This is a genomic window from Nocardioides sp. (assembly GCF_030150155.1).
Taxonomy (GTDB): Bacteria; Actinomycetota; Actinomycetes; order Propionibacteriales; family Nocardioidaceae; genus Nocardioides.
This window is the reverse complement of sequence record NZ_JASLGR010000055.1, coordinates 1-10,543: the sequence shown is the minus strand read 5'-3', so window position 1 is coordinate 10,543 and position 10,543 is coordinate 1. Positions and strand designations below refer to the sequence as shown.

Sequence of the window (10,543 nt, the reverse complement as noted above, 5' to 3'; positions counted from 1 at the left end):
TGGCTCCAAGTTCCCGAACAAGGACACCGCTCGACCAGACACCGGGCCCGCGGACGACCACTCAGAAGTCAGGGATCACCACGTGTCCCGGTCGGACGTTCGGCCCGCCCGCGGACCCACTCAAAGGCTAAATGTCGGTGGTGCCGCCTAGGCTCTGCGTGTGCCGCCGACGGCGGTGGCACGGGTGAGAGGTGGACGCAGATGGTGGACCCGACGCTGCTCGGAGCAGGTCCTGACGGCGCCCTGCGCTGTGCCTGGGGTGTCTCGACCCCCGACTACGTGCCCTACCACGACACCGAGTGGGGCTTTCCGGTCCACGACGATCGGCGGCTCTTCGAGAAGCTCTGTCTCGAAGGGTTCCAGGCCGGTCTGTCGTGGATCACGATCCTGCGCAAGCGGGAGAGCTTCCGGGCCGCGTTCGCCGGGTTCGACCTGGACACCGTGGCGGGCTTCACCGAAGCCGACGTGCAGCGGCTCCTGGGCGACGCCGGGATCGTCCGCCACCGCGGCAAGATCGAGGCGACGATCAACAACGCCGGACGGGCCCTGGACCTGATCGACGCCGAGGGATCGCTCGCGGAGTACGTCTGGTCCTACCGTCCCGAGCCGACCGAGCCGGTGTTCCGCGCCACCTCGCCGGAGTCGGAGCGGATGTCGAAGGACCTGAAGAAGCGCGGGTGGCGTTTCGTCGGTCCCACGACCGTCTACTCGTTCATGCAGGCGATGGGGCTGGTCAACGACCACCACGAGGGCTGCATCATCCGGGACCTGGTCGCTGCCGCGGACCTCACTCCACCTGCTCGTCGGTGACCACCCGGCCGGTCTGGATCGGCCTGATCCACTCGGCCAGGTCGTAGCCCTGACGGACCGCCTCGTCGAGGAAGGCGCGCTCGACCGCGGCGGGAACGGTCGGGGTGCGGGCCAGCAGCCAGAGGTTGGCGTGGTCGGGGGTGCCGACCAGGGCGTGCTGGTAGTCCTCGTCGATCTTGAGCACCCAGTAGTCGCCCTGGGTGAACGGCAGCCAGCGCAGGATCGCGGGGGCGAAGGAGACCTTGAGCTGCGCCTCCTCACCTGCCACGGGGACCGCCTTGCCGATCGACCGGGTGGGTTCGTCGTCCCCGTCCAGACACCGGTTGTCGACCACGATCGAGCCGTCGTCGGCCACGCTGTAGTGAGCCGTGATCTCGCTGGCGTCGGCGTCCTCCCACTTCAGTGGCAGGCGGCCGATCTCGTGCCACAGACCGACGTAGCGGTCCAGGTCGAGGTGGGGCAGTGAGGTGACACTGGTGGTTCCGCTCATCACTCGGTCCTCCTGAGGGGTGGGGTCACTGACGGTTCCATCATGCAACACGACCCCTGACGCTTCAGGGCGGCTAGTGGCCCGGCGAGGCGGCGGGCGTGGGTGTGCTCGGTGCCAGTCCGATCGCGGCGAGAGCGGACTCCCCCTCGCGGTGACCACGACGCTGCGCGGAACCCGACCCCGCTCGATCCAGCCCTCGCCGAAGAGCCGATCAGTCACCGCCCGCCCGAGCGGTCCGGCCAGGTGGTGGGCCTGCTCGGTCCAGTCCGGGCAGTAGCGCACCGGCTGGTCGAGGATCGCGGGGGACGCGCCCCAGGCCCCGAGCTCGTCGCGCCCGGCGGCGGTGACGACGTACGGCACCGAACGGCCCGGGGCCGAGAGCCGGTCCTGGGTCGCGCCGGGGTGGTGGCGGCCGTCCCCGCCGCTGATCCAGCCGGCCTCCAGGAACCGGCCGAAGAGTCCGACCCCGGTCCGCCCGGCCAGGTGCCCGTAGCAGGTGCGGGCGGTCCGCAGCGCCGACGCGCGGGTGTGCTGACGCAGCGAGGTGATCGGCGTACGGGGAGCGAGGACAGCCAGCGCTTCCAGGACGCCCTCGATCTCGTGACTGCTCAGCCGGTAGTACCGGTGCCGGCCCTGTTGCTCGACGGTGACAAGCCCGTGGTCGAGCAGCATCCCGAGATGGTTGCTCACCGTCGATGCCGCGACACCCGCCTCCTCGGCCAGCCGTCCGGCGGGCAAGGCCCGGCCATCGGCCAGGGCCATCAGGACCCGGATCCGTCGGGGGTCGGCGAACGCCGAGGCCACCCGGGCGAGATCGGGCTCGCCCTGCGCCTGCTGTCCTGTCGGGACTGACATGGTTCGATGCTAGGTCGCTGATGCTTCGACCGGCGCTGAAACGTCGCCGGGGCAGGCTGGCCGGCATGGTCTCCTCGACGCCGCCGCGCGCCACCCGGGCGCTGCGGTGGGCACTGTGTGCGGGCTACTTCCTGGTCCTGCTCGACGTCACCGTGGTCAACGTTGCCCTGCCCGCGATCGGCTCCTCGCTCGGGGCCCGCTCAGGTGGGCTGGCGCTCGTCGTCGATGCGTACGCCGTCCCGCTGGCCCTCCTGCTGCTGCTCGCCGGTGCCGCCGGGGACCGCTGGGGGCACCGCCGGTGGGTCCTGCTCGGGTTCGGGCTCTTCGGGGCCGCCTCGGTCGGCTGTGCCGTGGCTCCCTCACTCGGGGCGCTGGCGGTCGCCCGCGCCTGCCAGGGAGTCGGTGCCGCTGCCGCGCTGCCTTGCACATTGGCCCTCCTGGTCGCGGGAGCAGCCGATGAACGGGAGCGGGCACGACTGGTGGGGCTGTGGGCCGGCGTCGGTGGCGCGGCCCTTCCGGCGGGACCCTTGCTCGGCGGCGTGCTGGTCGACACGTTCGGGTGGCGCGCGGTGTTCTGGCTGAACGTGCCCCTGATCGTGGTCGCCTGGGTGGTGGTCCGGCGGCATGCGCCCACGACCGACACCGCCAGGGACAGGGCTGCGGGGAGTCCAGCATGGGGGCGCTCCGACACCAGCCGCGTGCGCCTGGTGGCCGCCTGTGCGGTCGCCGGCCTGATGAACTTCGGGGCCCTCGGTGCCCTCTTCCTCCTCACCCAGAGCCTCCAGGACGTGCACGGGCTCTCCGCCCTGGAGGCCGGGCTCACGACGCTCCCCGCGATGGTGCCGCTCCCACTGATGGCACCGATCGGCGCCCGCCTCTGCCTGCGGTACGGCGTGTGGCGCACGGTCGGGCTGGGGCTGGCGATCACCGGCCTGGGGTTCGCCGCCGTCGCCCTCACGCTCGGCTCCGTCTCGTGGGTGCTGCTGCTCGGCTTGGCCTGCTGGGGGAGCGGCCTGGGGATCCTCACCCCGGCGGTCGTCGCGGCCGCCCTCGCTGCCGCGCCGCACCGGGCGGGTCTGGCCTCGGGCGCCAGCAACACAGCCCGACAGGCGGGAGGTGCCCTCGGCGTGGCCGTGATGGCCGCGTTCGCAGGAGGTGCCACCGCCGCCGGAGCGTTCCTGGATCGAGCCCGCGGGGAGCTCGGTGTCACTGCCGCTGCCTTCGTCGCGGTCGGGGTTGCCACCCTGATCGCCGCACGCGTCGGTCACACGGGTCAGTCGGGTCGGCGTAGGTCCGGCACGTCGGGGAGTCGCTCGAACCCGGACGCGACATAGGCAGCCACTCCACCCGTGTTGCGTGCCGGGGTGCAGACCAGAACCTGCGAGGACCTCATCTGCTGGAGCGTCAGTGCCGCGGCAAGGGTGATCGCCGTGCCGTAGCCCTGCCCGCGGTGATCGGGGTGGGCCCCTAGAGGCTCGATCAGTCCCGGTCGGCCCGGCCCCGCCGACCAGACCGTCGTCGCGGCGACGGCGGTGCCGTGGTCGTCGTACGCGATCAGGCAGCGGGCACGCCGATAGGCAGGCCCGGCGGCCATCGTGCGACGGAGAAGGTCGAGTTGCTGAACGCCGCCCGGTGGACGGCGACCCGGTCGCGCAGCACGGCCTCGTCGGGCTCCTCGCGGTCGAGCACGACGATCTCCACACCCGGATCGGGCACCGGCGTCGCGAGGTCCCTGCGGAACGGGGTCCACAGCTCGTCGGGCAGCCAGCCCCGCTCGATCAGACGAGTACGGAACGTCGCCCCGTCCCGCACCTCGACGCTGGCCCGACCAGCCGGCAGCACGCCCCGATCAGGATCGGTGAGGTCGTCGGCCAGCCTGTCGGCGACCTCGGAGTCGTCGAAGACCGCGGGCGACAGTGCCATCCGCAGCACCCCGTCCTCGACAGTGCCGGCGGCGACCGGCTCACCGTCGCGGCGCCACATCCGCAGGTCGGCGACGCACCGTGCGGCGCCGAACCGCCATGCCCAGCCGAGGTCACCGGGGTGCCACTGCACCGCCGTCGCATCGTGCTGCCAGGAGGCGAGCGCGCTCACGACCTCCTCGGCGTCATCGTGCCGGACCGTCTCTCGTGTCAGCATCGCTCCACTGCATCACGCTCGACCGGCGCGTGCACCTCGTTTTCGGGCCGCCACCCATCCAGCGTGGCGGGAAGGGTGACGGCCCAAGGACGACCGGCGCGGAGCGAGGTCAGTCAGTGACCACCAACGGGGCCCCGTTGACGACCAGCTTCCAGTCGACGGAGGCGAACTGTGCGGGATCGATGGTGCCGTGCGCCGTCACCCAGTCGATCAGCAGCTGGCGGATCTCGTCCTGGCGGTTGTAGACCACCGGCGCCGTCGCGACGGCGGGGAACCCACCGCCACCGGACTGGCGGTAGTTGTTCACCGCGAGCACGAACTCCTGCGTGTCACCGACCGGCGTCCCGGCGTACGCCAGATTCATGATCCGCGAGTCGACCGGCTTGGCCAGGTCGATGTCGTACGTCAGCGGCGCGTCGAGGCCGGCGACCGCGTCGTAGTTGTAGTCAGGAGTGCCGTTCGGGGCGGTCGGGGTGACGGCGTTCGTGACGTTGCCGATCGCCGCCGGGCTGCTCGTGACCGTCTTGAAGTAGCGGGCCGAGTACTCCAGGTAGGCCTTCACCTGGGCGCCGGTCACCTTCACCGCGATCAGGGTGTTGTCGTAGATGTAGAGCCCCGCGACGTCACGGACGGTGACCTGACCGGCCGGGAACGAGGCGCCCCGGTTGAACGGCGCCGCGATCGAGAGCACCGGCAGCGCCGCGTCGGCACCGGTGAGCGCCTTCTTCACGGTGTCGGCCTGGACGTAGTTCACGAAGTCGATGATCGGGGTGTCCTCGACCACCGAACGGGCCGCCGACATCGCCACCGCTGACGTGCCGATCACCGAGTTCACGTAGCCGACCACGGTGTCGTGCTGCGCCTTGACCGCGGCGACGACGGCGGTGTCACCGTCGACGGTGTTGGAGTTGAGCACTTGCGACGTCGCGGTGCTGACCCGCCAGCCGCCCCGGTGCAGCTCCAGGTTGAGGTCGATCACCGAGACCCGCATGCCCCAGTAGAGCGGCTCGGTGAGCAGCACGGCACGCCCGGTCTTCTCGTTCGCGACGTACTGCTGGGGGATCTCGACGTGGGCGTGCCCGACCAGGATCGCGTCGACGTCGGGCACCTGTGCCGCCACCAGGGAGGCGGCGTTCTCGGGGTAGGGGAGGGTGTCGCCGTACGACGACGAGGTGGTCGCCCCGGAGTGCGCCGAGATCACGATGACGTCGCAGCCGCGGCGCTTCATCTCGGGGACGTACTTCTTCGCCTGCTCGACCAGTCCTGGGAAGGTCATCTTGCCCTCGACGTTGGCCTTGTCCCACAGCGCGATGCCGGGGTTGGTCAGGCCGAGGATGCCGACGGTGAGCTCGGGTCCGCGGGCGGGCTTGAACCGCTTGATGACGTACGGCGTGAACGCGGGCCGTCCGGTGCTGGCGTCGAGTGCGTTCGCGCCGAGCAGGGGGAAGTTCAGCTGGCGCTCGAAGGTGCGCAGGGTGTCGATCCCGTAGTTGAACTCGTGGTTGCCGAGTGCGGCCGCGTCGTACCCGACCAGGTTCATCGCCCGCGCCATCGGGTGGATGGCGCCCTTCGTGATGGGGTCGACCTTGGCGTAGTAGTACGCCAGCGGGGTGCCCTGGATGGTGTCACCGGCGTCGAGGGTGAGGATCGGCTCGCCGCGGCGCTGGGCACGGACGGCCTTGATCAGGGTCGCGGCCTTGGCCAGGCCGATGTCGTCCTTCTTCGCGTCGTCGAACTCGGCGTTCTTGAAGTAGTCCCAGTTCAGGACGTTGCCGTGCAGGTCGGTCGTGCCGAGCACGGTGAGCCGTGTGGTCGGCTTCCCGGTGCCGTTCCCGTGGCCTGCGCCGGCGGCGGTGGCCGGTTCGGCGACGAAGCCGACGGCTGCCAGGGCGGCGGTGCCGGTCAGGAGGGTGCGCCGGCTGAGAGCGCCGGGCTTCTGGTTGCTCATGGTGATCCATTCGTCCGAGTCAGGATGGTCTAGACCATTAGTACAGGCTCGGGGACGGGACCGGAACCGTTGCTACGTGAACGTCATGTCACGGTCTGATAGCGGCGGCGGGGGAGCGTTCAGGCCAGCCCGGCCACCCAGGCTGCGGCACGTCGCCCGGATGTGATCGCGCGCTCCCACTGCACGCCGATGACGAGCAGGATGACCCCGGCGGTGCCGATCGTGAGCCAGCCCGGCAGGTAGCCGATGAACGGTCCGCCCTGGGTGAGGGCGATCACCAGCAGCACGCCGCCACCGATCAGCACCGGCGCCTGGAGGTGCCGGGCGAAGCCGATCAGCACCGTGATCAGGGACACCACCGTCACCGCGGCCAGGCGTACGGCGTCACCGCCCCCGATCGCGACGGCCATGCTCGGCACCAGGGCTGCGGCCAGGGCAGGCGCGACGGTCAGCATCGACGGCGCCGCCGTGCCGGTCAGGCGTGCACGATGGTGCTGCACGGCGCCGACCACGGCCAGCATCGCCGCCAGCGGCAGGGTGTAGGCCTCGATGGCGGTGCCGGTGTCGACCGACCGGTCGTCGAGCAGCACCCAGGTGCCGGCCGTGCCCAGCGCGCAGGCGGCGTACGCCAGGAGGAGTCGGCCGGGCTGGCCCGCGTAGATCGCGGTGACGACAGCGGCGGCGAACAGGGTCAGCGCGAAGATCACGGGACGGTCGAGCGAGGCGTTGAACGAGACTGCTGCCGCACCGAAGCCGACAGCGAAGACTGCGCAGCTCAGCTCGGTCTCCTGAGCACCGTCGGCGGTGCTGCGGGCCATCGCGGCGGCGAGCAGGAGGTGCAGCACCATCAGAGCCGCTGTCACGATCACCCCGGCCAGGGCGCTGGCGTCGATCAGTGCTGTGGCCGCCGTGAGGGCGAGGGTGAGACTCACGGGGATCAGTGCGAACGGCACCCGGTGGCGTGCCAGCCACACCAGCGCAGCGACCAGCAGGCAGGCGGCCGGGATGACGAGGGCGACGACCGGGATCGAGGCCGGGGCTGCGTCGGTGCCGGCGGCAGCGTCGAACCCGCGGGCGACGTGGTTCGCGTGGTCGCCCAGTAGCACCGTCCAGCACTCGACCAGCACGACGATGGCGGCGAGCGGACCCAGCACCGGCCACCACGACGCCTCTCTGAGAGACGCAGGCAGGCGCCACACCGCCCACCACAGCGCGACCCCGACGACCACGCTGATGGCCACGACGACCCGGTAGTCGACGTCGAGCAGCACCACCGGCACCACCGCGACGATGCCGAGCACCCCGACGGCCGCGCACCAGTGCCGATGCTCGACCAGCTCCGGGATCGGGACCCGCCGCACGACGTCGGCGGTGGACCCGAGGATGACGAGCACGGCGAGTAGGAGGATCGATCCGGTGGCGACGTACCGGAGAAGGGTGGTCGAGTCGGGGGAGTAGGCCGTCACGAAGGCGGTCAGCAGGTAGCCGCCGACGTCGGCGAGGAGGAAGCACACCAGGATGCCCACGACGATCTGATGCCAGCGGCCGGAGCGGGTGAGCAGATGGCCGACCGCAGTCTCGAGCACCATCACGCCGGCCATCATGGCGACGGTCGCCAGCCGGGGGCCGGGGGAGTCGAACCACCCGTTGGCCATCAACGTCCACGGCGCGATCGCGAAGGCGAGGGTCGCTGCCGGCACGTACGTCGCCACGGGCCGCAACGGTGTCTCGGCACTGCCCCGTGGCATCAGCCGGTGGAACCCGGCGAAGAGGAGACCACAGACGGTGAGGGCGGCCGGCCAGTAGAGCCCAGGGCGTACGTCGTCGAGGCCGGCGAGCCCGAGCTGATGGGCGGCGTTGACGCCGAGCAGGGTGAGACCGACGGCAATCACCGCTCCGGTCTCGGAGGCGGCCGGGAGTCGCTTGGCGGTCGCGAGGGCCGATCCGGCGACCGCGAGCGCGATCATCGCGCTCAGCAGGATCGCCTGGCCGACGAGGCCCACCAGGAGCCAGACCGCGATCACGAAGATCGACGCAGCGCCGAGCAGCAGGATCGCGCCGAGGCCGAGGATGACCTGCTGGCCGCTCAGCACACGTCGCTCTGGGGGCACGTACGGCGCGGGTACTGCCGGGAACGAACCCGCTGACGGCACGCTTTCGGAACGCCCGTAGTCCGGGACTGCGGCAGCGGTTCCTGGCACCTCGGCGACCTCGGGGGAGTGCAGCCGTACCAGCAGCCGCTCACGCTCCTCCTGCAACGAAGCGAGCTCGCAGTCGACCTGCCAGAGACAGACAGCGTCAGCTCCGATCAGCCGCAGCCCGCACGCCGGGCAGCCGGCCGTCCTGTCGGTCGGCAGCGCAGCACCGCAGGACGGGCAGACATTCGGATCCGGAGTCGTCATCAGGCGACGCCTTTCGCAGGGGTTGCCGCAGGCGTGGCAACTCGTAGTCACGGACGTTAGGGCAGGCAGGCACCGCTGGCAACGCAGCGGTTCGGACACAGGGGAGCCGACTACAGGCCTCCGTGGCGCCAACCCGCAATGATGCTTGATCGCATATCATTGTGTGGTGAGCGAACAGACGACGTCAGTAGGGGAGTTGCTTCGCGGCCGCCGGGCCCGCCTCGGCCTGAGCCAGCGCGCGGCCGCGCGCGCCTGCGGGATCCCTCAGTCGATGCTCTCGCGCCTCGAGACCGGCGAGACCCAGCCCAGCATCTCGACCTTGCAGCGGGTCCTCGACGGTCTGGGTGCCGAACTGCACCTGGAACTGAGGACACCCGGCGACGGCGCACCGCGACGCGAGAAACAGCGTTCACTGTGGCTGAACCGGATGGTGGTGGGCGAGCTGACCCGTGAACCTCATCGCGCGATCGGCATCGCCCGCGAGAACCTCGCCCGCTTGCGCGGCGTGCACGCCGAGCGCGCCTCGATCCTGGAGGCGTTCGACCGGTGGGGAGAGATCCTCGACGAGGGGGTCGAGTCCATCGTCGCCACACTCACCGGGCTCGACGAGGAGGCTGAGGACCTGCGCCAGAACTCGCCGTTCGCCGGAGTGCTGACCCCAGAGCAGCGCGAGCAGGCCCTTTCCTCCTTCCGTACCTACTGGGAGGCACACCATCCGCACGTGGAGGCCGCCGCAGCGCACGGCGTGCGGCGATGAACCGGGAGCAGCTCGCGGAGGTCCTGCGCGCAGCAAGCCAGCTCGTCGACGACCGGCCCATCGTGATGGGGCTGCGACGATGTCGATGGAAGCTGACGTGGCATTCCTTGAAGACGCCGACCGAGCGAAGGCCGACCTGGTCACCGGAGCGATCGGGGAGGACTCCAACTTCCACCAGCTGCGCGGATACTACGCGGAGGGGATCCACGTCGAGACCGCTCGACTGCCCCCTGGGTGGCAAGAGCGGCTCATCACCCAACCCGTTCCGGCGGGCACCAACAGTCCAGGCGTCCTGGCGTCCTTCCTCGAGCGGCATGACCTGGCGGTGGCCAAGCTTGCGGCCTTCCGTGAGAAGGACATCCGCTTCGTCTCCGAGCTCGTCAAGGCACAGCTGGTGAACCCGGCCGTCGTACTCACGCGACTGGAACGCACCGATCTGCACCCGGTCGCTCGGCAACGCGCCGCGGCACTGGTCAAGGGCCTCATCGATGCCGGAGGCGAGGATGAGTCACTGACATAGAACACAAGTTGACATAATGTCGCTAGTCGGACTGACCGGTGAGAGTGGTGCCGGCGGCGCGTCGAAGTGCCCGGTGGGGGAGAGCAGGAAACGGGGTCCCGGCGCAGCGGGCACGGCGGTTCGCCGGCGGTCCCATTCGGTGGCCGTAGGTGGCGTTCCGATGAGCTCGACTGTTGTCACGTTCAGAACGTCCGCGATCTTGTCCAGGTCTGTGATGGACCAATCAGCCATTCCGCGCATCTTCCGACTGATCGTCGCCTCGGTGATGCCCGTTGCTCTGCTGAGGTGCGACTTCTTCCAGTCGGCCAGCCCGAGCAGCGCGTTGATGTTCGCTGCGATCTGGCGATGAGTGTTGTTCCCCATGATTGAAATCTAGGTCTATCCCGAGCGAATCCGACACTCACGGTTGACTTCTTGCGAAATGGATAAGAACCTTGTTCCACGTGAAACATCGGCAGTGGGTCGGTGAACGCGTGGCACTGAGGAGGTGCGTGATGCGGGGTTTGACGTATGAGGGTGAGGTGCTGACCGTTGAGACGCGGTCATATGAGGCTGGTGTGACCGACAACGGTCGGTCGTTCCCGGCGGGGGAGTCGACCACGGTGAGTCTCTTTGACGGGGC

10 protein-coding genes are annotated in these 10,543 nt (G+C 70.1%); 4 read left to right on the top strand and 6 right to left on the bottom strand.

Annotated features, from left to right (window positions below):
* The first annotated feature begins 201 nt into the window (after window positions 1-201).
* Window positions 202-810: a DNA-3-methyladenine glycosylase I gene (locus tag Q1V88_RS17075; RefSeq protein WP_300682565.1), complete on the top strand. Its 609-nt coding sequence runs from the start codon at window positions 202-204 to the stop codon at window positions 808-810.
* Here Q1V88_RS17075 and Q1V88_RS17070 read toward each other — a convergent pair.
* Complete coding sequence (locus Q1V88_RS17070; RefSeq protein WP_300682563.1) at window positions 788-2,155, bottom strand: metalloregulator ArsR/SmtB family transcription factor; 1,368 nt, start codon at window positions 2,153-2,155, stop codon at window positions 788-790. The two genes, Q1V88_RS17075 and Q1V88_RS17070, sit on opposite strands and share 23 nt — an antisense overlap.
* A gap of 20 nt (window positions 2,156-2,175) precedes the next feature.
* Between Q1V88_RS17070 and Q1V88_RS17065 the strand changes: the two genes are divergently transcribed.
* Window positions 2,176-3,489, top strand: a complete 1,314-nt coding sequence (locus Q1V88_RS17065) for an MFS transporter (protein WP_300682561.1) — start codon at window positions 2,176-2,178, stop codon at window positions 3,487-3,489.
* Here the strand turns inward: Q1V88_RS17065 and Q1V88_RS17060 are convergent.
* The 4 genes from Q1V88_RS17060 to Q1V88_RS17045 form a co-directional block, all read right to left on the bottom strand.
* Entirely contained in the window at window positions 3,429-3,749 is a 321-nt protein-coding gene (locus tag Q1V88_RS17060) for a GNAT family N-acetyltransferase (RefSeq protein WP_300682559.1), read from the bottom strand. The genes Q1V88_RS17065 and Q1V88_RS17060 overlap by 61 nt on opposite strands.
* The gene (locus Q1V88_RS17055; protein WP_300682558.1) at window positions 3,710-4,294 is read right to left on the bottom strand and encodes a hypothetical protein; all 585 of its coding nucleotides are present in this window, start codon (window positions 4,292-4,294) and stop codon (window positions 3,710-3,712) included. The genes Q1V88_RS17060 and Q1V88_RS17055 overlap by 40 nt, the downstream gene beginning before the upstream one ends.
* 109 nt (window positions 4,295-4,403) lie before the next feature.
* Complete coding sequence (locus Q1V88_RS17050) at window positions 4,404-6,242, bottom strand: 5'-nucleotidase C-terminal domain-containing protein (protein WP_300682556.1); 1,839 nt, start codon at window positions 6,240-6,242, stop codon at window positions 4,404-4,406.
* A 119-nt stretch (window positions 6,243-6,361) separates the two neighbouring features.
* Complete coding sequence (locus tag Q1V88_RS17045; RefSeq protein ID WP_300682555.1) at window positions 6,362-8,644, bottom strand: hypothetical protein; 2,283 nt, start codon at window positions 8,642-8,644, stop codon at window positions 6,362-6,364.
* A gap of 166 nt (window positions 8,645-8,810) precedes the next feature.
* On the opposite strand from Q1V88_RS17045, the gene Q1V88_RS17040 reads away from it, so the two are divergent.
* Both Q1V88_RS17040 and Q1V88_RS17035 read left to right on the top strand, forming a co-directional pair.
* Window positions 8,811-9,401 (top strand): helix-turn-helix transcriptional regulator, encoded by a 591-nt coding sequence (locus tag Q1V88_RS17040; protein WP_300682553.1) that lies wholly within the window; start codon window positions 8,811-8,813, stop codon window positions 9,399-9,401.
* Window positions 9,402-9,480: 79 nt separating this feature from the next.
* Entirely contained in the window at window positions 9,481-9,921 is a 441-nt protein-coding gene (locus Q1V88_RS17035; protein WP_300682551.1) for a DUF6036 family nucleotidyltransferase, read from the top strand.
* On the opposite strand, the gene Q1V88_RS17030 is transcribed toward Q1V88_RS17035, so the two are convergent.
* Window positions 9,910-10,284 carry a helix-turn-helix transcriptional regulator gene (locus tag Q1V88_RS17030; RefSeq protein ID WP_300682549.1) on the bottom strand — a complete coding sequence of 125 codons (375 nt, stop codon included), beginning with the start codon at window positions 10,282-10,284 and terminating at the stop codon, window positions 9,910-9,912. The two genes, Q1V88_RS17035 and Q1V88_RS17030, sit on opposite strands and share 12 nt — an antisense overlap.
* Between the last annotated feature and the right edge of the window lie 259 nt (window positions 10,285-10,543).

Bases quoted from the DNA above. Each gene is read 5' to 3' on its own strand.
- Q1V88_RS17075 (WP_300682565.1), top strand. From the start codon at position 202: ATGGTGGACCCGACGCTGCTCGGAGCAGGTCCTGACGGCGCCCTGCGC.
- Q1V88_RS17070 (WP_300682563.1), bottom strand. From the start codon at position 2,155: ATGTCAGTCCCGACAGGACAGCAGGCGCAGGGCGAGCCCGATCTCGCC.
- Q1V88_RS17065 (WP_300682561.1), top strand. From the start codon at position 2,176: ATGCTTCGACCGGCGCTGAAACGTCGCCGGGGCAGGCTGGCCGGCATG.
- Q1V88_RS17060 (WP_300682559.1), bottom strand. From the start codon at position 3,749: ATGGCCGCCGGGCCTGCCTATCGGCGTGCCCGCTGCCTGATCGCGTAC.
- Q1V88_RS17055 (WP_300682558.1), bottom strand. From the start codon at position 4,294: ATGCTGACACGAGAGACGGTCCGGCACGATGACGCCGAGGAGGTCGTG.
- Q1V88_RS17050 (WP_300682556.1), bottom strand. From the start codon at position 6,242: ATGAGCAACCAGAAGCCCGGCGCTCTCAGCCGGCGCACCCTCCTGACC.
- Q1V88_RS17045 (WP_300682555.1), bottom strand. From the start codon at position 8,644: ATGACGACTCCGGATCCGAATGTCTGCCCGTCCTGCGGTGCTGCGCTG.
- Q1V88_RS17035 (WP_300682551.1), top strand. From the start codon at position 9,481: ATGTCGATGGAAGCTGACGTGGCATTCCTTGAAGACGCCGACCGAGCG.
- Q1V88_RS17030 (WP_300682549.1), bottom strand. From the start codon at position 10,284: ATGGGGAACAACACTCATCGCCAGATCGCAGCGAACATCAACGCGCTG.